Origin of the sequence: Rheinheimera mangrovi, from assembly GCF_003990335.1 — a bacterium.
GTDB lineage: Bacteria > Pseudomonadota > Gammaproteobacteria > Enterobacterales > Alteromonadaceae > Pararheinheimera > Pararheinheimera mangrovi.
Genome location: NZ_CP034683.1, coordinates 510,673 through 532,089 on the forward strand (window position 1 = coordinate 510,673; position 21,417 = coordinate 532,089).

Sequence of the window (21,417 nt, forward strand, 5' to 3'; positions counted from 1 at the left end):
TATGCATTAACTGCTTACTTTCGCAAGTAGGTCATCAAATTGTTGCTCCACATAATCCAACACGTCATTCGATAGCTTTATAAAAACAGTTAACGCCTCCAGCCATTGAGTGGGGGTTTCAGCATACACCATAGGGCTAACATAGCTGTTGTATCGCTGCTCGAACTTAGGGTTGTCAGCTAAAAGCTGCAATCCGAAGCGTAACTCTTCAATAGGGGATTCAACCATTTGTGGATGTTGATTACCGTAGCGCTCAACATCTGTGCGGATTGCTTTAGCCACAAGTGCACCCAGTTGCTCGATATCTGAAGGTTGGGCGAGCTGGATATGGTAAGTATCGTAGATATGCCGAACTAAGGTCTCGTCATCATCCCGTTCGCTGTTGCGCTCTACACTAGCTGTTCTGCGCATCATTGACAGCAGTTTTTCGGCTTGTGTCTCAATAATCGCAGCGCAGGATAACTGGTTAATCTCGACATCACTTTTCAGCATGCGCGAAAAAATAGACTGAATACTCCGTGGCTCAGAGGCGCTGAGTAAATCAGATTCGATAAACTCCAGTTTGATAAATGGACGCAAACAGGGCGCTTGCTGATACTCCTGTGGGTAACGGATTTCGAAACTGAAATATCTATATTCATCCAACACTAGAGGCGCAGTTTCAACAGAAAAAATTTCACTCTGTGCAATAACTGACTCAACCAGTTGCTTAGCGGCCTTGCGTGCATTTCTTTTGGCATTTCGAGAGATGAGGTCGGAAAAAGCTGGCTTTGGGACCAGCTTTAGATCGACGTCTTCAGACATGCGATAGGTTTTGATTGCAGATTTCGCCAGTGCTGTTCCACCAGAGAACACGATGTGGTGATATTCGAGTTCAAGTGCAGATATCTGCTGCAGCAATTGCACTACGTAATAGTCTTTTTCAACAATGGCAGTGTTGCCAAGCCCTAAAGCATTCGCAACATCGACAAAGAGTGAGCTATCGAACTTCGTTGACACGCTGTTTCCCTACCGCAATCTTGCGGGTAAAGCGCGAACTCTTAGGAATAATCTTCACATTTGCCGGAATTTGAGTGCTTTCGCCTGACAAATTTTTCAGAGACAAGTCATCAAGTTGATAATCAACACCTAACCTTTCCATAGCCTCTATCATTACACCGTCATTACCGGCAGGGTTGTCCGGCATTAGCTGACCAGTGATGCGATTGATTCTGGCGCGCACATACAGGCCGTAGCCAATTTTCAATAACAAGCCTTCGCGTACCAGGCTTCTGAGCCCACGGCCAACCTGGTCATAATCAGCGATATCAGTAAAATCAGAACGTAGAAAAACAGAACGCTTAGAGCGCTTCACTCTGGTTTGTATTCTGTCTTGTATCGTCATCTGATATCTCCCGTTTATCATAGTTGTAGCATAAGCAAAAATACGACAATGATCAAATGCAAAAATACGACAATTAAATGAAGTTTTATCCAGTATTAATAAGTGCTTCAGAGGAGTACTTAATTCTAATTTTTTGTAAATCGTTGATTAGTGGAGAGGATAAAACATTGCCTGAAATAACCCTAACGTCGTAGAGACTAATAAGATGAATTGCATCTGTGTCAGACGTTTGAGGTGGAAAGCCCAATGGTATGTTTAGGGTATGACATAAAGCATTTTGCGAGGGACTGGCAGAAAGGGTCTTTGCTTGAGCTAAGATCAAGCAAAGACTTTAATCAGTTTTATGAGTAGAGGTTTGATTTAAACTACTGATTTTATTCTATATTCTGGATCTGCTCTCTCATCTGTTCAATCAAAACCTTAAGCTCCACCGCCGTATTGGTGATCTCGGTTGAGATGGCTTTAGAAGACAAGGTGTTCGCTTCGCGGTTGAATTCCTGCATCATAAAATCGAGGCGGCGGCCTATGGCTCCGCCTTGTTTTAGGCTGTGGCGGGTTTCTTTGATATGAGCGTCTAAACGGTCCAGCTCTTCTGCTACGTCAGATTTTTGGGCTAAAAAGGCCATTTCCTGCTCAAGGCGGTTTTGGTCCAGTTCGGCTTTTACTTCCTGCAGGCGGTTTAACATTTTGTCGCGTTGCCATTGCAGTGCTTGTGGCAAATGGGTGCGTAAGGTGCTGACATGAGTGGAGATTTGATCCAGGCGGTCGCGGATCATTTGCTCTATGGCTACACCTTCACGGCCACGGCCTGCAACGAAGTCGACTAAGGCGGCGTCAAAAGCGGCCATCAGTTCGGCTTGTAAGCTGTCGATGTCTTCTTCCTGAGTTTCCATCACACCAGGCCAGCGCAGAATATCAACCACGTTCAGTTGGGCTTTGCCGCTTTGTTCGGCTAATAGGCTGGCGCTTTGCATCAGTTGTTTGGCCAAAGCTTCGTTAATTTTTAACTCACCAGCAGAGCTTGCAGCGCTGTATTTCAGGTTGATTTCCAGTTTGCCGCGGTGCAGTTTCTGTCGCAGTTTGTCGCGTAATAAACCTTCTAAGCAACGAAACTGTTCTGGCAGGCGGAAATAGCTTTCCAGATAACGTTGGTTAACGGAGCGGATTTCCCAAACGGCATTGCCCCAGCTGGCACGAATTTCGTGGCGGGCATAAGCGGTCATACTGTGGATCATAATGAGGTCCTGAAATACAAAATAATGCCGAGTATACCCGTCTTAATTGAAGCTGCAACTTTGTTGACCGCGTTTAGTTGTTAGATCCGGTAGCAAGCTTGGTGCAAAAAACACTCTGCCGCAATTACTTAGCGTATAGATGGCACAGCAAGGGCGAAATCCCTATAATGAAGCACTTTTAATATCAGGTTGAGGCTTCACCATGCGTCCTAGCGGCAGAACAGCGAGTCAAATTCGTCCTATTACTTTCACCCGTCAATTTACGGCTCATGCTGAAGGTTCAGTATTGGTTGAGTTTGGTAACACCAAAGTTATTTGTACTGCCAGCGTGATTGAAGGTGTGCCACGTTTTATGAAAGGCCAGGGCAAAGGCTGGATCACAGCTGAATATGGCATGTTGCCACGCGCAACTCATACCCGTAACGACCGTGAAGCGGCTCGTGGTAAGCAGGGTGGCCGTACTATGGAAATTCAGCGCCTGATTGGCCGCGCTTTGCGTACTGCTGTGGATTTAAAACTGTTGGGTGAAAACACTATTACTATCGACTGTGACGTGATCCAGGCCGATGGCGGCACCCGCACAGCCTCTATTACCGGTGCTTGTGTAGCTTTAGTGGATGCACTGAATTTTATGCGCGCTAAAGGCATGATTAAAACCAACCCGTTGAATTTTATGGTGGCTGCGGTTTCTGTGGGTGTTTATAAAGGCACTGCTGTGGCCGATTTAGACTACGCCGAAGATTCAAACGCTGAAACCGATATGAATATCGTCATGACTGAAACCGGCAAAATCATCGAAATTCAGGGCACGGCTGAAGAAGCGCCATTTAGCTTTGAAGAAATGCAGCAGATGATGGAATTAGGCAAACACGCCATCCGTGAAATTATCGACGAACAAAAACGCGTTTTAGCTTAAGTTTTACTTAAGGTTTTGAGGTCACACTAAGTTATGAAACAGTTTCAAAAAGACTTTATTGAATTTGCCTTGTCGCGTCAGGTACTGAAGTTTGGCAGTTTTACACTGAAATCCGGCCGTACCAGCCCGTACTTTTTTAACGCAGGTTTATTTAATACGGGTGGCGACTTAGCCCGTTTAGGCCGCTTTTATGCGGCGGCGTTAGAAGACGCTGGTGTAGAGTTTGACCTGTTGTTTGGCCCTGCCTACAAAGGTATTCCTATTGCGACTACCACAGCTGTGGCTTTGTTTGATCAGTACGGTAAAGATGTGCCGTATTGCTTTAACCGCAAAGAAGCCAAAACCCATGGTGAAGGCGGCAACTTAGTGGGTTCGCCTTTACAGGGCAAAGTGATGTTGGTGGATGATGTGATCACGGCCGGTACTGCAATTCGTGAATCGATGCAGCTGATCCAGGCACAAGGCGCCAGTTTAAGTGGTGTGCTGATTGCACTGGACCGTCAGGAAAAAGGTCAGGGCGAACTTTCTGCTATTCAGGAAGTCGAACGCGACTTTGGCACTCAAGTGGTGTCTATTATTTGTTTAAACGACTTAATCAACTACCTGCAAGGCAAACCAGAGCTGGCCCAGTATTTAGAAGCTGTGTCTGCTTATCGTGCCCAATATGGTGTGAGTTAGGGTTTTAGATCCAATAAAGGATAAGCGATGAGTAAGCCAAACGGCACAGGTTTTGGGCGTATTATTAAAGCTGCGGATTGTAGCCGTAAAGGTTTTACTGCAGCTTGGGTGAACGAAGCCGCCTTTCGTCAGGAAGCCGGGCTTACTTTAGCTGCTATTCCTTTTGCCTGGTATTTAGCTGCTGATTTTGGTCACTTTGCTATTTTGATGGGGGTTTGGTTACTGGTGATTATTGTGGAGTTACTCAACTCTGCCATTGAAGCCTTAACCGACCGGGTTAGTTTAGAGCGGCATGAATTATCAGGCCGGGCTAAAGATATGGGCTCAGCTGCTGTGACTTCAGCGCTTGTCTTTGTCGCCTTAGTCTGGGCCGCCGCTATCTGGCAGAAGTTTAGTTAAGCCTTCATATTTGAAGCTGTGGCTTTGTTGACTGCGCCCTCTCGTCAATTCAAAGTAGCGCCCCAGTCACATAGGACAACTATGCTCCTGGGGTCTCCTTCACTTGTCGCCGCGCCACAACTCCAATTACTTTGGCTTAATGGTTTTGCTTGAGTTAACTGTGTTTAAACAGAAAACAAAAAAACGGTCAACTTTAAGCTGACCGGTTTTTTTATCTCTAGCTTTTAAACAGCAATCTTTAAACCGCAAAGATGGTCTTTTGCAGCAAAGCCCATTGGTTTGGCCACTGAGCTGTAGGCAAGCGGGCAAAACCTGAGCGGACAAACTGCTGCATTTTGCCTTCACAAATACCCAGCAACAGGTTGGCTAAATCACCTTCATCCACACTAAAACTTTTGCCTTCACGTAACTTACGTTCGCGTAGACATTGTTTTAACTGAGTTTCCAGCTTTTCATACAAGGCGCTGATGCGCTCCTGCAAACGTTCCTGTTCACCCTGTAAGGCATCACCGGTTAAAATCCGGCAAATACCAGGGTTACGCTCGGCGAAGATCAGCAACAGCTGCATAATCAGCTCGATGCGCTGCTCGGTTTGTTTGTGCTCCTGGACTATCGCATTAATACGCGACAACAAGGTGTCTTCAATAAAGTCGATTAAGCCTTCAAACATCCGGGCTTTGCTAGGGAAATGACGGTACAATGCCGCTTCAGATACACCCACCTGAGCAGCCAAAGCTGCTGTGGTGATACGCTGGCCCGCATGGCTTTGCAGCATAGCGGCCAGAGCCTGCAAAATATCTTCTTTGCGGTTGGGACGTTTTGTTGTTGCCATGGAAATCCTTGTCACTAATTACTGACGGCCAGAGTGACCAAATCCACCTTCGCCCCGGTCTGAAGCGTCAAAATCTGAAACAATAGTAAATTCTGCCTGTACCACAGGCATAAACACCAACTGAGCGATGCGATCGCCAGGCTGGATAGTGAAGTCTTCCTGCGAACGGTTCCACATAGACACCATTAACTGGCCCTGATAATCCGAGTCGATTAAACCCACTAAGTTACCCAGTACTATGCCGTGTTTATGGCCCAGACCAGAGCGTGGCAGTATAGTGGCGCATAAGTTAGCGTCACCAATATGAATTGCCAAACCTGTTGGGATCAGCGTGGTTTGGCCAGGCGCCAGTTGTACTTCTGCATCCAGACAAGCACGTAAATCTAAACCAGCGCTACCCGGTGTGGCATAAGCCGGTAATGGGAATTCAGTGCCGATACGTGGGTCGAGAATTTTTAAATCAATGGCTTTTTTCATGCAGATAACGCTCGTTAATCAATAAAAGAAGTTGGTGTGCCAGCTCTGTTTTGGCTTGTAAGCCAAACTGCTGTTCGCCGTCAGCCCAAAATACAGTGAGAGCATTTTGTTCGCTGTTAAAGCCCTGGCCTGTGACTGATACGTCATTGGCGCAAATCAGGTCCAGTTTTTTCTTCGCCAGTTTCTGGCGGGCATAATTGGCGACATCCTGAGTTTCGGCGGCAAAACCTACAGTAAAAGGACGTTGTGACGTTAATGCAGCCACAGCGGCAATAATGTCCGGGTTTTTTACTAAGGTAAGATTGGTGCTGTCGTCGCTGGTTTTTTTCAGTTTCTGTGTTGCGACCTGCGCCACTTTATAATCTGCTACAGCGGCGCAGCCAATAAAGATGCTTGCACTGGTCGCCTGCTCTAATGCGGCCTGATACATCTGATCGGCAGTGACTACATCTATACGCTTGACCTGATCAGGGGTCTTTTGCTGCACTGGTCCTGCAATTAAAGTAACCTGTGCACCCAATTGCACAGCGGCTTCAGCTAAAGCAAAACCCATCTTGCCCGAGCTGTGATTGGAGATATAACGCACAGGATCTATCGGCTCGCGGGTAGGGCCAGCGGTAATCACCAGCGATACGCCAGTTAAAGGCTGAACTCGCGGCGCAAAATGCTGCAGTACTAAATCCACCAGCTGCAAAGGTTCTAACATCCGGCCCATACCGACATCACCGCACGCTTGTTCGCCTGCGGCCGGGCCCCAGATGTAAAAATTACGTGTCTTTAATGTATCTATATTGTGTTTGGTGGCTATATTTTTATACATCTGCTGATTCATTGCAGGAGCCACTGCCACTGGGGCATCAGTGGCCAGCACACAAGTGCTCAACAAGTCGTTGGCCAGGCCATGGGCCAAGCGGGCAATGAGATCAGCCGAAGCTGGGGCTATCAGTAATAAATCGGCCCATTTGGCCAGCTCAATATGACCCATAGCTGCTTCAGCAGCTGGGTCGAGCAAGCTGTTGGCCACCGGATTGCCGGATAAGGCTTGCAAAGTTAAAGGCGTAATAAATTCGCGCGCTGCGTCGGTTTGAATCACCCGTACTTCAGCGCCACGTTCTTTCAGACGGCGAATTAAGTCGGCACTTTTGTAAGCGGCAATACCGCCGCTAATGCCTAATAAAATGCGTTTTCCTGCCAGTAATAGTGCCATGTCTGTCGCAGCAAAAAGTGGTTAAGTTGGCGTTAAGATAACACGGAAAGATGAAGGAAAACAAAAACTCAAGGAGGCGAAGATGAGTATCAAAAGCTGGCCTGAAGGTGAAAGGCCAAGAGAAAAACTGCTGGCGCATGGCGCAGAACATCTATCTGACGGTGAATTGCTGGCTATTTTTTTACGTACTGGTGTGGCCGGAATGGATGCAGTGGAGTTGTCCCGCACTTTATTGCATCAGTTTGGTGGGCTTCGACCTTTGTTAGCAGCCAGTCAGGCTGACTTTTGCAAGGGGCACGGTTTAGGTCAGGCAAAATATGTGCAATTACAAGCGGTTATGGAGCTAAGCAGGCGCTATTTGGTGCAAAGCATGCAGCGGGATACTGTCTTTACCGAACCTGCTTTGGTGAAGCGTTATCTGCAACAAAGTTTAGCTTCGCAAAAACGCGAAGTTTTTATGTTGTTGTATTTAGACAGTCAACACCGGCTTATTTGCGCCGAGCCGTTATTTTTCGGCACTATTGATGCATCTCCTGTGTATCCGCGTATTGTAGTTCAGAGTGCTTTAGCGCATAATGCCGCCGCCGTTATTTTGGCTCACAATCATCCATCCGGAGTTGCAGAGCCGAGCCGTGCCGATCGGGTTATAACGGAACGCCTGACTCAAGCCATGTCTCTTGTCGACATTAAGTTGCTGGATCATTTTGTGGTAGGTGATGCAGAGGTTATTTCCTTTGCCGAACGCGGCTGGCTATAAAGGTCTGAAGTTTGGATGTGCAAACGATCGCCTGAACCGTACAGATTTGCTTGAATTTGATCAGGCTTTCGTGTATAAATTGCGCCCTTTCAGAAATCCGGGGCATTCTTCTTGGCCAGAAGGATGAACGAAGCTCGAGCTGAAGTAATTTTGGAGAAACATTGACATGTCTAGAGTGTGCCAAATCACTGGTAAGGGTCCGATGGTAGGTAACCGTCGTTCACACGCCAACAACGCAACTAAGCGCCGTTTCCTGCCTAACCTGCAAACTCACCGTTTCTGGGTTGAAAGCGAAAACCGTTTTGTGACTTTACGTATTTCTACTCGTGGTATGCGTATTATCGACAAAAATGGCATCGATACTGTTTTAGCCGATCTGCGTGCTAAAGGTCAGAAGGTTTAAGGAATTAAATTATGCGCGATAAAATTCGTTTAGTTTCTTCTGCTGGTACTGGCTTCTTCTATACAACTACGAAGAACAAACGCACCATGCCAGAAAAAATGGAAATCAAAAAGTTCGATCCTAAAGTGCGTAAGCACGTGATTTTCAAAGAAGCGAAAATCAAGTAATTGAACTTAAAAAACCCGACGCAAGTCGGGTTTTTTATGAGCTATAAAGTACTGCATATCCACGTCATAGCTTTGTCTACTGTATCTTCTTCGCTTTCTTCTGGTTGTTCCGCCTGACTCTGGTTTACACTGCTGTTTTTCTTCTGCCCCGGTTTTTATCTTTATGATCCGTTTAAGTCAAAAAGGCTGGAATAACGTCATGATCTACACAGTGGTGATTTTAGTCGCCCTGTTTATTGGTTTGCCTGAATACTTAAAACAAGTGCGTAACGAGCCACAAGCTCAGCTTATTTCAACAAATCAGACGTTGTTAGCTTTGCATTTTCCGCAGCATCAGATTGAGCGGGCAGGGCCAAATTGGCGTTCACAACCTGCTGTACTGACTGAGGAGCAATTAACGGTTTTACTGCAGCATTGGCAACAAGCGACTTTGCCAGAACAATCGCCATTGAATCCAATCAATCCAGTATTTGTGACCGAAGTGTCAGTCTGGCTGACTGGCAAACCTGCGCAGCTGCAATGGCAGTTGTATCAAGCAGGTGAGTTTTCTTGGTTAAAAGCTGTAGATGCTGATTTATGGTACCGTTTGCCACAAGGTCAGGCTGAATTATTATTCCCATCCGTTTTACGTTGAGGCTGTTATGCCAGAATTACCAGAAGTTGAAGTTTCCCGTTTAGGTATTAGTCCGCATTTGCAGCAACAGCGTATTGAGAAGGTGGTGGTGCGGCAACGCCAGTTGCGCTGGTTAATACCAGATGAAGTACTGCAGATTAGCCAGCAGCCGGTACTGGATGTGACAAGACGAGCTAAGTATCTGTTAATTCATTTGCCGGAAGGCGAGTTGATTATCCACTTGGGCATGTCAGGTCATCTGAAAGTGGTACCTGCAGTAACGCCAGCCGGAAAACATGACCATGTAGATATTTATCTGAGTAATGGCTTAGTGCTGAGATTAAACGACACCAGACGCTTCGGTGCCGTACTGTGGCAGCCGAAAGACAGTGTGCATACCCTGATGGCAAACTTAGGGCCTGAGCCTTTGCTCGGTGATTTCCACGCAGCTATGTTGCTGGCCGCTTGTCAAAAACGCAGTAGCGCCATCAAACTGGTGTTGATGGATAATCATGTGGTGGTTGGTGTGGGTAATATCTATGCCAATGAAGCTTTGTTTCAGGCTGGTATTCATCCAAAAATGCCAGCGAATCAACTGACCGCAGCAAAAGCTGAACTGCTGGTACAGGTGGTGAAACAAATTTTGGCTAAAGCCATCACTCAGGGCGGCACCACTTTAAAAGACTTCAGCCAAACTGATGGCAAGCCGGGCTATTTTGCCCAGCAACTTTTGGTTTATGGTCGTGGCGGTGAGGAATGTTTCAGCTGTAAGACTGAATTAAAAGAAATACGTTTAGGACAGCGCAGCACAGTGTATTGTCCGGCTTGTCAGGGCGAACACTAAAAACTCTGTTTAGCCAATACCCGCCATTCAAAACCGGATAAGTCGTCGTCGCCGCCATAAGCTTTGGTCAGGTCGATATGGATCATGGTGCCGCGGCTGCTGTGGCTTGATAGCAAACGTATGCCGGCACCTATGCCATACAAGGTTTGATCGCCTGAGCTGCCCGGTAAATCAGGGTTGTCACCCCAGGTGCGACCCATGTCGGCAAAGGTGGCGTACCCTACATCAAAAATCTGCGCTATGGATAAGTTGCTGTAATAGCGGTATTCCATGGTAGCCAGCGCCAGACGTTCACCAGTTTGGTAATACAAAGGGAAAGCCCGCAGGCCAGTGTCACCGCCTAAACTTAAGCGCTCATCACGAAATAAATCATTGCCGTATTGGTAAGTCAGCTGACCGACCAGACTCTGCTGCGGGTCAAATTTGTGGATCCACAGCAGATGGCTTTTTAATAGGCTTTGGCTGAGGTCTGCCTGTTCCAGCTGACTGGCTGAAGCTGAGGTCAGTAAATAGTTATCTGCATTTAATTCTGTGGCTTTATAAGCGGAGGCTGTCAGTTGCCAGCCCTGATCGTCAGCGCCCAGCATAGGTGCCAGATAGGCCAACTTTACATCAGCCTGCCAGCCTAAGTTGATGTCTTCTACCCGGTTAAATTGGTAGATATTAAACATCTGTCGGTAGTCTGACTCTAAGTACTGCCAGGCCAGCCAAAATTGAGACAAATTTCGTTGTACTGGTGTACCAAACAAGGTATCAGGTGTGTCTTGAAACTTTACTTCGTTGTGGGTCGCCCCCACAAAAACACGTTGTACCCAGTTGTTAGCAGCCGATACTTTCAAGCCCCCCTGAATATCAAAGAACCTTTTTTGTTTCTGAAATTCGTTGGCTTCGTCGCCCAACAGGTACTCGTTAATATCCTGGCTGTCCTGATCCAGGGTCAGGGCAAAAGACCTGGGCGCATTCAGGCGATAAAAAGGTTTTTCGACCGCAATTAAGTAAGACTCCCCATCGGATTTATCAGCGTAACGGGTATTTAACCCCCAGTGGCTGCCAAACATATTGGGAGAGCTGAAGTTTACTAAGTAGCTGGTGCGTTCGCTGTCGTGTTCATAATCGAGGTTGATTTTGTTACCAGAACCGAACAGGTTATCTTCAGCCAGGCCGAAAGTAGAACGGCTTTCTCCGCCTTCGCGGCTGGCGGATATTTTAGGTAAAAGCGACCAGTTATCCCAGCTGCTGACCGTGACAACAACGTGCTGGTCCGGACATTGATGAGTCACCCGCACTTCGACCTTGCGCAAATACCGTCGTGTTCTTAACAGGCGTTCTGTTTCTGCCAGACTGTCGGCATCCAATGGCTCTCCCACTTTAAACAGGACGTCTTCCTGTAGCGTAGCTTCGGTGGTAATCATATGGGTGCGGTTAGCGAAGCGGTGAAACCAGTAGGTGTTGGGCTGTTGCAGATCAAACACATCGTTGCGGATAAAGCGAATTTCTGAAATGGTCTGCCCCTGATAGGCGCTAAAATCAGTATTAGTTTCTACCAAAGAGCATAACTCTGATGCCAAAGTCGGGCTAGTTACACTAAACAGCAACATAGCAACAACTGCGGTTAGCGGCTTCAGTAACCTAAGTTTATACATCTTCAGCATCGTCAAGACTACAACATCCATTCCTGTTGATTGGGTTTTATCATGACACAATTTTCCGGATAAGATAGGAAAAAGACTCAGATCATTTCTGTTCTCTGGCTGCTTATCCTTGAGTTTTAGTGTTTTGTTCTGGTCGTAACAGAGCCAAAGTGTCTTGGCTCAGGCTGAGCTCCCGTTGCGGGAAGGGCAGATCAATACCTTGCTGATCAAAGGCCAGTTTGATTTCTTCCAGTAACGAGGTGCGCAGTTCTCTGTAGTTTTCTTTTCTGGTCCAGACCGAAAACTGTAAATCCAACGAAGACTCGGCAAAGCTTAAAAACTGAAATACCGGGTTGGGTTCATCCAGACTTAAAGGGTTTTGTTCAGCGACCTGCAACAGTACTTGCCTAACCTGGCTGATGTTCTCTTTATAGGCTACACCAATTTTTAAATCCAGCCTGCGAATAGGAAAGCGGGTTAAGTTGGTGACTTCGGTTTTTATCAGACTTTCGTTAGGAATGCGCACAAATAGGTTATCGAAAGTACGTAATTTGATGGACAGCAGGTCAATGGACAGAATTTCCCCTGTGGTATTGCCCACCTGAATAGTGTCACCAATCTGAAAAGGCCGTTCGCCTATTAAAAATAAACCGCTGATCAGGTTCGATACAGAGGTTTGAGAAGCAAAGCCGATAGCGACAGACAGCACCCCTGCGGCACCCAGCAATACGCCTAAGTTAAAACCTAACTGTTTTAAGCCGCTGGCAATAAATAAAGCCAATACCAACCAGTACACTAAGCGGCGGCTTAAACTGGCATGATGCGGGCTAAAACGTTTTAAGCAGAGTTTATAAGTAGCGCGGGCTAATAAACTTGCAGCTAAAAAGCCGACTGTAAACAACAGGCCTGCCTGCAGCAAAGAGAAAAACTTATCTGAATCTAAGTAGTTAATGATCAGGTCAATCATAAAGAACCTCTGCTTGCGGCATGAGCAAATAAATCACTAAAGGCACGGAACAGGCCATGTTTTTCCATATACAAACGTGGTTTGGCTAAACGTTCTGCGCCATCTGAACCTGCCGGCATTTGTTTACTGATTTGCAGTCGGCTCAGTTCGGCATCGTCCTGATGATCCAGCAACACCTGATCGGTCCACAAACTGCCATCGGCCAGACCATACAAGGATAAATAAGGTACAGGTAAGCTGAGTTTTTCAATGCTCATCATCTGGCTGGAGTTGTTTTTCACCGTAACAGGGGTAACGGCTTTATGCACTCGTCTGGGCAGTTCTTCTTTGCTGTGTCTGGCCTGAGTTTTATCGGCATAACAGAGTTCGCCTACCTGGGTGTTCGGGCCAAACCAGGTGTCGGATAAGCGTTGTGTTTGAACTTCCTGTAGCAGTAAAGCGGGTTGCTGTAATTCGATACGAATACTGACAGGGCTACTGATAAAAAAAGTGACTTGTTCACCAGGCGGCACATAAACGGGCTGGTGAGTTTTAACCACCACAGGCCGATCTGCCAGCACGGGCTTAAGGCAAAACTGCAGTGGTTCATTTTCAAATACAAAACGGTTTGCCAGCCGGTGTTGCGGCCATTGAGCCAGCAGCTGTGATTCCACATGCTGGTGCTCCGCCTGCGTCAGTTGTTCTGTTGCGAGTCGCCATTCGCCAGCCTTACGTTGCAAAAAAATGTGCAAAGGTCCCAGCTGAATTTTACAGCTTTGTTCATTCAGCAGCGTTTGAGGTTGCCACCATAAAGCCTGATTTTCAGCAAACATGTTGTGTCCTTTTGACGTTCGGGTATAGCCTGAACTAAATCACGCACTTATAACCGTTATTAAGTTGAGGTTAAGTGGTTACAGGAGTAAAATGATGCTCGTTTTTCGCTGTATCAGCAATAAGTTAAGCTGATATTCCTTTCCGTTTGCATAGGAGAGTTCCGTTTTTATGGACGTACCCAGTCACAGGCCTGGCCTGACATACAACTTAACCCTGTAGTTTTGCTGTAGACCGCTGGTTTGTCTGAACCTTGCGACTACGGCCCGTAGTTCGAGGTAAAAACATGGAACCCTTAGTTCTGATCCATACTTTACGTGCTGCTCTGGAGAGTGGTGACCTGTCCGTTTTATCTGTTCGTCTGGCTGATACTCACGCTGCCGACTTAGCTGGTGCTTTGGCTGAGTTTTCCACACAGCATGTGTGGCAACTGTTAAGTTGTTTTCCGTTAAGCACACAAGCAGACGTTTTCAGCTATTTACCCGAAGACAAACAAGTTGAACTGGCACATAACGTCAGTCGCCAGGACTTCACCCCTGTGATTCGCCAGATGTCGTCTGATGAAAGGGCTGACTTGTTTAATAAGCTGTCTGATGCACAAAAACAAGCCTTGTTACCTGCTTTGGCGCAAGCAGAACGTGATGATGTGCTGAGCCTGTCGTCATACTCTGAAGGCACGGCTGGCGCCATTATGAGTTCAGATTACGCCATGTTGTCGCCGGATTTAACGGCTGCTCAAGCCATTGAAGTGTTGAGAAACGAAGCGCCGGATAAGGAAACCATTTACCTGTCTTATGTAGTGGATCAGGACCGCACTTTGATTGGCGCTTTGTCGTTGCGCGAGCTGATTCTGGCACCGACTTATGCGCTGGTCGATGATGTGATGAAACACGACCCTATCCATGTCCATGTTGATACAGCACAGGAAGAAGTAGCGTCACTGGTGGCTAAGTACGATTTAATTGCTATTCCTGTGGTGAATGCGCAAGGGCAGTTAGTCGGTATTGTCACCCACGATGACGCGATGGACGTCGCAGCTGCTGAAGCGACAGAAGACTTTCACAAAACCGCCACTATCGGCAAGCTCGAAGGCAGCGTAAAAGATGCCAAAATCAGTTTGTTATACCGCAAACGCGTGGTCTGGCTGGTGGTGTTGGTGTTTGGCAATATTTTTTCCGGCGCAGGTTTAGCTGCTTTTGAGCAAATTATTTCTGAACATATAGCCTTGTTGTTTTTCCTGCCGTTATTGATTGCAAGCAGCGGTAATGCAGGCGCTCAGGCTGGTACTTTGATGGTACGGGCTTTAGCCACTGGCGACATTAAGCTGCGGCACTGGGGCAAAATGCTCGGCAAAGAAGTGCTGGTAGCAGGTTTATTAGGTATCACTATGGCTCTTGCTGTCTATGCGCTGGGCTACTGGCGTGGGGGGCTGGACATAGCGCTGGTGGTCGCTGCCACTATGCTGATAGTGGTACTGGTTGGCAGTTTAGTTGGCTTATCTTTACCCTTTTTACTCAGCCGTTTTGGCATGGACCCGGCAACCGCCAGTGGACCTCTGATCACCTCTATTGCCGACGTGGCTGGTGTCGTGATTTATTTCTCTATTGCCAGCTGGTATTTACCTGCTTTGGTTTAATTCGTAAGCCAGATCTGCATAAAGGTGTAGATCTGGCAATTGCCTGTCTGAAAAAAAGCCGATACACTGCGCCGCGAACCAAGGGGTGCTTTTAGCTGAGACGCCGTCAAACGCGAACCCTTCGAACCTGATCCGGATCATACCGGCGGAGGGATGGTACTTCTGTATTCCTTTTGCTTTGGTGATCCTACTTTTTGATATGGAGTAGAATCATATGTCTTTGCCCTTCGTACTTAAAGCCACTACTTTGTTGCCTGCGCTCTCTCGCCCCAATCACATAGCACGACTATGTTCATGGGGACTCGTTTACTTGTCGCCTCGTTGTGACTTCAATTACTTAGGGAAAAAGGTTTCTTATTTATCCCTGGCCATTCTTGCCGCTTTATCCACTACTGTGAGTGCCGAAGAAAACCCTGCGTCCGAACAGGCTGTAGAGCGTATTCTGGTGCAAGGCGATTTCCGGCAGCAGCAGTTACAAAAGCTGCCAGGTAGTATTCTGGTATTGAGTCAGCAGGATATCAGTCGTCACAACGCCCAACATTTAGATGATTTGTTACAACAAGCCGCCAACGTAAACTTTTCGGCTGGTGCATCCCGTGGCCGTTTTTTACAAATTCGTGGTATTGGCGAGCGCAGTGAGTTTGTCGACAGTATTAACCCTTCGGTGGGTGTGCTGATTGATGGCATTGATTATTCAGCTTTAGGGGTCAGCTCTTTGGCTGATGTGCAGCAAGTAGAGATATTCCGCGGCCCGGAAGCCACTCGATTTGGCGCTAATGCCATGGCCGGTATGTTGAATTTAACTTCGAATGCTCCGAGCTTTGAAGGTGAAGGCCAGTTAAGTTCTACATTGGCCAACTACGATAGCTACCAGCTAAGCGGCGCTTATAGCAATGCGATCAACCAGCAGTGGGCGTATCGTGTAGCAGCTGATCATCAAAGCTCAGATGGCTTTATCGACAACAGCTTTCTAAATCGTGACGATACTAACAATATTGACGAAACCTCAGTCCGTGCTGCACTGCGTTATCTGGCGACGAGCGATCTGACGCTGGATTTTATTGGTCATTACCGTGATATCAATAATGGCTACGATGTGTTTTCTTTAGATCGCAACCGCACAACCTTATCGGATAAACCAGGCCAAGATGAACAACAAAGCCGTGCTTTGGCTATAAAGGCCGATTATCAGGGCTTAAGTTGGGCTAATGTCTACACACAACTCAGTGGCCTGACTGCCGATACCGACTATGGCTTTGACGAAGACTGGAGTTATGAAGGTATTCACCCGGATGGCTATGCCACCACAGACCGATATTTACGGCAGCGGGATCAGTGGAGTCTGGAACAGCGCTTTTTGGGCAAAGATCAAGCGAATTGGGTTGCCGGCTGGTATGCCAGTGGTCAGCAAACTGAGTTAGAACGTCAATTCTGGAACTGGGATTTATGGCAGGCTGCACAGTTTTTCAGTGATTTTAAACGCCAGAACCTGGCGTTATTTGGGCAGTGGTCCACAGATTTAGGGGATGGTTGGAGTTTAACTTCTGGCGCCCGTGCTGAACGTTATGACGATGAATACATTGACAGCAATGGAATAGCTCAGCAAAACGACGAACTGATGTGGGGCGGCAAACTGAGCTTAAGTTTAGTGCTTACCGATGCAACAAGCCTGTATTTGTTGGGTTCAAGAGGTTACAAAGCGGGTGGGGTCAATGGTGAAGCTCTGGGTAAAGCTCAGGGCAGCGGCTCTGAGGATTTGGCAGACTATTTAAACAGCAAAGCCAATTTTTCACCTGAAACTTTATGGAATGCCGAGTTTGGTGTTAAAGCCAGTTCAGCTGATCAGCAGATTGTCAGTCGGGTGGCTTTATTTGCCATGTGGCGTGATGAAATGCAGGTCAATAGTTGGGTCACCCGTGATCAGTCCTTTATTGGTTTTATTGATAATGCTGCCTCAGGCCGTAATCATGGGCTGGAAGTGGAAAGCCGGGTTCAGCTGACGGACAGTTGGACTTTGTTTGCCAATGCAGCCTGGCTTGATAGTGAAATCCGTGGTTTTGTCACGGAAAAGGGTGTAGATAAGACGGGCCGCGATCAAGCCCATGCGCCAAAGTATCAATACAGTGTCAACAATGAGTGGTTACTGACCTCTGACTTGAGTTTTAATCTGGGCGTGCAGAGTAAAGCCGCGTTTTATTACTCTGATAGCCACGACTCCCGATCAGAGCAAATGCATTTAGTGAATTTACGCCTGCAGTACCAGTGGAATGAGCTGCAGTTGGCGCTCTGGAGCCGCAATGCGCTGGACGAGGACTACGGTGTACGGGGCTTTTACTTTGGTAACGACCCGCGTGACGGCTACGAGCCTCATACCTATGAACAATTGGGTGAACCACGCCGTATAGGTGTGACAGCCAGCTACCAGTTTTAAGGCAAGTTTAAGGAATTTTTGATGAAATTATCTATTGAAATCAGTAAGTACCCACTCACCAGTGATTACATTGAGCCTATCAAAGGTTTTATTGAACTGCTCAACACCAACCCTAATGTGCTGGTGATCACCAATACGCTGAGCACACAAGTCTTTGGCGATTACGACGAAGTGATGGCCTTGTTGCAGCAGGGTATTCGCTGGTCTTTTGAAACTTACGGCAAAGTGGTGTTTGTGGTGAAGTTTCTGCACGGTGATTTGCGACCATGACGGACTCCTGGTGGCAGCTTTTTAGCGGCTGGCAAACCTTGACTCAGCTGGAGCTGGCAGCGACTTTGTCAGCGCTGGCTTATGTGCTGCTGGCGATGAAACAAAGTTTGTGGTGCTGGCCAGCTGCTTTGCTCAGTACTCTGTTATACACCCATATTATGTGGCATTCAGCTTTGTTATCTGATGCGTTGCTGCAGCTGTATTATGCCGGCATGGCCTTGTATGGCTGGTACAGCTGGCGTCAGCAGAAGCAGCTATTACCAGCAGGGCAGTCGGGCATGACGGAGTGGTCGGCCAGTACGCATCTGAATTTAATTGGCGGCACAGCGATAGCCGGGCTGATATTGGGTTATCTGATGGAGCAGTACACGCACGCCGATTTTGCTTATATAGACGCACAAACCACAGCTTTTAGTGTGATGACCACTTATCTGGTGGCGCGCAAAGTGGTGTCGAATTGGTTGTACTGGGTGGTGATCGATGCCGTCTGTATTTATGTTTATATACAAAAACATCTGTATTTTACGACGGCACTTTTTGTACTCTATACCATCATTGCCTTGATCGGATTTTTTGTATGGCGCAGCAGCTATCAGCAACAACAGCAGACCCATCCCGTGTGATCTGGCATTTATGCCAACAACTGGAGTTTTTTGCTGATCATAAGCCTGTGCTGTTCAAGCAACTGACGCAAGGCAAAAGAACCAGCTCCTATCAGGTGCAAACTGACAGAGGGCATTATGTGCTGCGTCATTATGGTCCTTCAGTTTTAGGTGTGTGCAGGCAACAGGAATTACGTTGTCAGCACGCTGCAGCTGCCGCAGGACTGGCACCGGCTCCTTTGTGTCTGAACAATCATCAGCGCATGCTGATCACTGAATTTTTACCTGATACTCAAGCTCCTTCCGCTGCATACATCAGGCAGAACCTTGCTGGTTTGGCACAAAAGCTGGCGACTTTGCATCAGTTGCCAGTGCAAACTGCTGTGCTTGACCCCTGGCTTTATTTACAACAGCTGAAAAAACAGTTGGAGCCGCACTGGACCACTGAAGCGGAAAAAATCTGGCAACCTTTGATCACCGCTGCCCGTGATCTGCAGTATTTTCAAGCTGACATTGGCTTATGCCATATGGATTTGCATGCGCAGAATATGTTGCTGTGGCAGAACAAGTTGTGGTTGATAGATTTTGAATACTGTCAGTTGGCTGATGTGGTATTTGATTTAGTGGCGCTAATAGTTCAGTTTGATTTGTCGGATGCGGAACAACAGCTGCTACTGGATAGTTACAAAGCGTCCCGCAGTTCTGCTTACAGTGTGCAGTTATTAGAGAAGCTAGCCTTAGCTAAAGTGGTGTATTCAGGTTTTTGCTGGTTATGGTACTGGCAGGAAGAACTGGAAAATCAGGACCCCAGATACAAACAAGCCGCAGCAGACTGTTACCAGCTGTTACTGCAGCTTGTTCAGAAGTAGAATTTTAAAGTCCGCCTAATCGTTCAGCCAGAATTTTGTAACGTTTTACATCTTCTTCATCGAACACAGGTTTACCTTGTTCATCCTTTCCATTGGCAACTAATAGATTTTCGCGAGCCAGACGTTCAACACGAATTTCCTGAATACCTAAAAAGGCGGCGACTTCTGCAACATTGAGTATTGCCATAATGAGTTCCTGCAGTAATTACTTTAATTAAGTTAAGCTGATATTTTTGTTTTTGTGAATAAAGTTCAAACAAGCCCTGATGTTTTACTTTCTTTTTTAGCGAGTGACAACTCAGGACTTTGTTAATTTGAGATTTTTTTAAAGTTTTCTTTACTTTATGTTACTTAGGTTACATTTCACCTGCAAAAGCCAGTTTTTAGTCAAATTGAGTTGCTTTACCAATGCTGATCTTTTATTTATTGTTTTAGTCGGCGGGTTACCACAATCTGTCTGGACAAAAACAGGTGCGCTAGGTATAACAAACTGAACTACCTGATAATTTCTGTGCTAATTGTCATCACCTTTACACAGATTTGAACTATGGTAAATAACAAAACATAAATCCAACACGCAACACTCCGAACTTGGGTAAACACTATGAAACCATCTGGCATGGCTTTGGCCTTGTACAATAACTTTCTCGGGCAGGCGCCAAACTGGTACAAACTAAGTATCATCGCTTTTCTTTTTATTAATCCAATGTTGTTTTTGCAAAGCCCTTATATAGCGGGTTGGGCTCTAGTGGTTGAGTTTATTTTCACTCTGGCGATGGCGCTGAAATGTTACCCGTTGCAACCAGGTGGGTTATTGGTGTTGCAGGCTATTGTGATGGGCATGACCAGTACCACCAAGGTGATGCATGAAATTGAAATGAATATCGAAGTGATTTTGCTGCTGGTCTTTATGGTGGCCGGTATTCACTTTGTCAAAGACTTGCTGTTGTTTGTGTTTACTAAGCTGTTGATCCGGGTGCGTTCAAAAACGAATTTGTCTTTGGCTTTTGTCTGTATGGCTGCATTTCTGTCTGCATTTTTAGACGCTTTAACTGTAGTCGCTGTGATTATTGCCGTGGGCATAGGTTTTTACGCTATTTACCACAAAATATCTTCAGGCAAGAAATTCCCCGACCCGCACAACCACAATGAAGATTCTGAGGTCGCCGAACTATCTCGTGCTGACTTAGATGCGTTTCGTGGTTTTTTACGTAACTTGTTAATGCATGCAGGTGTGGGTACGGCCTTAGGTGGTGTTTCCACTATGGTGGGTGAGCCACAAAACCTGATCATCGCCGAAGCTGTAGGTTGGGGTTTTGGTGAATTCGCCCTACGTATGGCAGCGGTCAGTGTTCCTGTGTTTATCGCGGGTTTACTGACCACAATAGTGCTGGAAAAATTTCGTTTATTTGATTTTGGTGTGCGTTTGCCCGTGGCTGTTCAGGACGTATTGATTGCGTATGACAACTATCAGACTGAACGTATGACGGCCTCTGACATCAGTAAATTATGGGTGCAAAGCATCATCGCCATTTTACTGATTATTTGTTTAAGTCTGCATTTAGCTTCTGTTGGTTTAATAGGTTTAATGGTGATTATTCTGGCCACTACCTTCTGTGGCGTGACCGATGAACACGCTATTGGTAAAGCCTTTCAGGAAGCCTTGCCTTTTACCTCTTTACTGGTGGTGTTTTTTGCTGTGGTTGCCGTGATCATTGACCAGCATCTGTTCAAACCTGTAATTGATTTTGTCTTGACTTTTGATGGACAAAAACAAATGGCGGTGTTGTTTTTAGCCAATGGTTTGTTGTCCATGGTCAGTGATAACGTCTTTGTTGGCACTGTGTACATCAATGAGGTCAAAGCGGCATGGCAGGCCGGTACTATCAGTCGTGAGCAATTTGAAATGCTGGCGATTGCTATTAACTCTGGTACCAATTTGCCAAGTGTGGCAACACCTAATGGTCAGGCTGCGTTCTTATTCCTGCTGACCAGCGCTTTGGCTCCGCTCATTCGCCTGTCGTATATGAAAATGGTGTGGATGGCGCTGCCATACACCATAGTGCTTGCACTGGTAGGTTTGCTTAGCACCGTTGTATTGCTGCCTGAAATCACCCATTGGATGTATGCCGAAGGTTGGATCCATCATTATGATGCAGCGGCAGCTGCTGCGGCGGTAGCTACCGGACATTAAACTGTTATGGATCAGAGGTCTATTGCCTCTGATCCTTCATTTTTCTCACTTCAGCTTGTGATCCGTCAGAACGCTGGACAGCCCGTATCCAGACA

The 21,417-nt window shown here is 46.7% G+C and carries 24 protein-coding genes and 1 riboswitch; of the genes, 14 read left to right on the forward strand and 10 right to left on the reverse strand.

Annotation, left to right across the window (positions count from 1 at the left end):
* Nucleotides 1-6: 6 nt before the first annotated feature.
* The 3 genes from EK374_RS02355 to EK374_RS02365 form a co-directional block, all read right to left on the reverse strand.
* Nucleotides 7-999 (reverse strand): nucleotidyl transferase AbiEii/AbiGii toxin family protein, encoded by a 993-nt coding sequence (locus EK374_RS02355; RefSeq protein ID WP_127019772.1) that lies wholly within the window; start codon nt 997-999, stop codon nt 7-9.
* Nucleotides 980-1,384, reverse strand: a complete 405-nt coding sequence (locus EK374_RS02360) for a DUF6088 family protein (RefSeq protein WP_127019774.1) — start codon at nt 1,382-1,384, stop codon at nt 980-982. The genes EK374_RS02355 and EK374_RS02360 overlap by 20 nt, the downstream gene beginning before the upstream one ends.
* Before the next feature lie 374 nt (nt 1,385-1,758).
* A complete protein-coding gene (locus EK374_RS02365; RefSeq protein WP_127019776.1) occupies nt 1,759-2,619 on the reverse strand; it encodes a YicC/YloC family endoribonuclease in 861 nt (286 codons plus the stop codon).
* Nucleotides 2,620-2,821: 202 nt separating this feature from the next.
* Between EK374_RS02365 and rph the strand changes: the two genes are divergently transcribed.
* From rph to EK374_RS02380, 3 genes are read left to right on the forward strand one after another with little or no spacing between them, the layout of a single operon-like run.
* On the forward strand, nt 2,822-3,535 hold the full coding sequence (rph, locus tag EK374_RS02370; RefSeq protein WP_127019779.1) for a ribonuclease PH: 714 nt from the start codon (nt 2,822-2,824) through the stop codon (nt 3,533-3,535).
* A gap of 33 nt (nt 3,536-3,568) precedes the next feature.
* Nucleotides 3,569-4,213: an orotate phosphoribosyltransferase gene (gene pyrE, locus EK374_RS02375; RefSeq protein ID WP_127019781.1), complete on the forward strand. Its 645-nt coding sequence runs from the start codon at nt 3,569-3,571 to the stop codon at nt 4,211-4,213.
* A 27-nt stretch (nt 4,214-4,240) separates the two neighbouring features.
* The gene (locus EK374_RS02380; RefSeq protein ID WP_127019783.1) at nt 4,241-4,612 is read left to right on the forward strand and encodes a diacylglycerol kinase; all 372 of its coding nucleotides are present in this window, start codon (nt 4,241-4,243) and stop codon (nt 4,610-4,612) included.
* A gap of 238 nt (nt 4,613-4,850) precedes the next feature.
* Here the strand turns inward: EK374_RS02380 and slmA are convergent, their stop codons facing one another.
* The 3 genes from slmA to coaBC are packed head-to-tail and all read right to left on the reverse strand — an operon-like array spanning nt 4,851 to nt 7,128.
* Entirely contained in the window at nt 4,851-5,444 is a 594-nt protein-coding gene (slmA, locus tag EK374_RS02385) for a nucleoid occlusion factor SlmA (protein ID WP_127019785.1), read from the reverse strand.
* 18 nt (nt 5,445-5,462) lie between these two features.
* A complete protein-coding gene (gene dut / locus EK374_RS02390; protein WP_127019787.1) occupies nt 5,463-5,921 on the reverse strand; it encodes a dUTP diphosphatase in 459 nt (152 codons plus the stop codon).
* Nucleotides 5,905-7,128, reverse strand: coding sequence for a bifunctional phosphopantothenoylcysteine decarboxylase/phosphopantothenate--cysteine ligase CoaBC (gene coaBC / locus EK374_RS02395; protein ID WP_127019789.1), 1,224 nt, complete (start codon nt 7,126-7,128; stop codon nt 5,905-5,907). Before coaBC ends, dut begins: the two co-directional genes overlap by 17 nt.
* Nucleotides 7,129-7,210: 82 nt before the next feature.
* On the opposite strand from coaBC, the gene radC reads away from it, so the two are divergent.
* The 5 genes from radC to mutM all read left to right on the forward strand — a co-directional run bounded on the left by radC (nt 7,211) and on the right by mutM (nt 9,912).
* Nucleotides 7,211-7,885, forward strand: a complete 675-nt coding sequence (radC, locus tag EK374_RS02400; RefSeq protein ID WP_127019791.1) for a RadC family protein — start codon at nt 7,211-7,213, stop codon at nt 7,883-7,885.
* A 166-nt stretch (nt 7,886-8,051) separates the two neighbouring features.
* Entirely contained in the window at nt 8,052-8,288 is a 237-nt protein-coding gene (rpmB, locus tag EK374_RS02405) for a 50S ribosomal protein L28 (protein ID WP_008899984.1), read from the forward strand.
* A gap of 11 nt (nt 8,289-8,299) precedes the next feature.
* Nucleotides 8,300-8,455 carry a 50S ribosomal protein L33 gene (gene rpmG, locus EK374_RS02410; protein ID WP_008219722.1) on the forward strand — a complete coding sequence of 52 codons (156 nt, stop codon included), beginning with the start codon at nt 8,300-8,302 and terminating at the stop codon, nt 8,453-8,455.
* A gap of 163 nt (nt 8,456-8,618) precedes the next feature.
* Nucleotides 8,619-9,089 carry a hypothetical protein gene (locus tag EK374_RS02415; protein ID WP_127019793.1) on the forward strand — a complete coding sequence of 157 codons (471 nt, stop codon included), beginning with the start codon at nt 8,619-8,621 and terminating at the stop codon, nt 9,087-9,089.
* 7 nt (nt 9,090-9,096) lie between these two features.
* A complete protein-coding gene (gene mutM / locus EK374_RS02420; RefSeq protein WP_127019795.1) occupies nt 9,097-9,912 on the forward strand; it encodes a bifunctional DNA-formamidopyrimidine glycosylase/DNA-(apurinic or apyrimidinic site) lyase in 816 nt (271 codons plus the stop codon).
* Here mutM and EK374_RS02425 read toward each other — a convergent pair.
* From EK374_RS02425 to EK374_RS02435, 3 genes are all read right to left on the reverse strand, one after another.
* Nucleotides 9,909-11,555 (reverse strand): BamA/TamA family outer membrane protein, encoded by a 1,647-nt coding sequence (locus EK374_RS02425; protein WP_164731798.1) that lies wholly within the window; start codon nt 11,553-11,555, stop codon nt 9,909-9,911. The two genes, mutM and EK374_RS02425, sit on opposite strands and share 4 nt — an antisense overlap.
* A gap of 112 nt (nt 11,556-11,667) precedes the next feature.
* A complete protein-coding gene (locus EK374_RS02430) occupies nt 11,668-12,510 on the reverse strand; it encodes a mechanosensitive ion channel family protein (RefSeq protein ID WP_127019799.1) in 843 nt (280 codons plus the stop codon).
* Nucleotides 12,507-13,322, reverse strand: coding sequence for a DUF432 domain-containing protein (locus tag EK374_RS02435; RefSeq protein WP_127019802.1), 816 nt, complete (start codon nt 13,320-13,322; stop codon nt 12,507-12,509). The genes EK374_RS02430 and EK374_RS02435 overlap by 4 nt, the downstream gene beginning before the upstream one ends.
* Nucleotides 13,323-13,606: 284 nt before the next feature.
* On the opposite strand from EK374_RS02435, the gene mgtE reads away from it, so the two are divergent.
* The 5 genes from mgtE (at nt 13,607) to EK374_RS02460 (ending at nt 19,128) form a co-directional block, all read left to right on the forward strand.
* Nucleotides 13,607-14,956 carry a magnesium transporter gene (gene mgtE / locus EK374_RS02440; RefSeq protein ID WP_127019804.1) on the forward strand — a complete coding sequence of 450 codons (1,350 nt, stop codon included), beginning with the start codon at nt 13,607-13,609 and terminating at the stop codon, nt 14,954-14,956.
* Between the two features lie 71 nt (nt 14,957-15,027).
* A riboswitch (TPP riboswitch) is annotated at nt 15,028-15,127 on the forward strand.
* 139 nt (nt 15,128-15,266) lie between these two features.
* The gene (locus EK374_RS02445; protein ID WP_233280315.1) at nt 15,267-17,387 is read left to right on the forward strand and encodes a TonB-dependent receptor; all 2,121 of its coding nucleotides are present in this window, start codon (nt 15,267-15,269) and stop codon (nt 17,385-17,387) included.
* Nucleotides 17,388-17,408: 21 nt separating this feature from the next.
* The gene (locus tag EK374_RS02450; protein ID WP_046520436.1) at nt 17,409-17,657 is read left to right on the forward strand and encodes a YkoF family thiamine/hydroxymethylpyrimidine-binding protein; all 249 of its coding nucleotides are present in this window, start codon (nt 17,409-17,411) and stop codon (nt 17,655-17,657) included.
* Nucleotides 17,654-18,280, forward strand: coding sequence for a nicotinamide riboside transporter PnuC (gene pnuC, locus EK374_RS02455; RefSeq protein ID WP_127019808.1), 627 nt, complete (start codon nt 17,654-17,656; stop codon nt 18,278-18,280). The genes EK374_RS02450 and pnuC overlap by 4 nt, the downstream gene beginning before the upstream one ends.
* Entirely contained in the window at nt 18,235-19,128 is an 894-nt protein-coding gene (locus EK374_RS02460) for a phosphotransferase (protein WP_127019810.1), read from the forward strand. The genes pnuC and EK374_RS02460 overlap by 46 nt, the downstream gene beginning before the upstream one ends.
* 4 nt (nt 19,129-19,132) lie before the next feature.
* On the opposite strand, the gene EK374_RS02465 is transcribed toward EK374_RS02460, so the two are convergent.
* Complete coding sequence (locus EK374_RS02465) at nt 19,133-19,315, reverse strand: helix-turn-helix domain-containing protein (protein WP_127019812.1); 183 nt, start codon at nt 19,313-19,315, stop codon at nt 19,133-19,135.
* Between the two features lie 417 nt (nt 19,316-19,732).
* Here EK374_RS02465 and nhaB point away from each other — a divergent pair, with 417 nt between their 5' ends.
* On the forward strand, nt 19,733-21,322 hold the full coding sequence (gene nhaB, locus EK374_RS02470) for a sodium/proton antiporter NhaB (protein WP_127019814.1): 1,590 nt from the start codon (nt 19,733-19,735) through the stop codon (nt 21,320-21,322).
* The last annotated feature ends 95 nt before the right edge of the window (nt 21,323-21,417 follow it).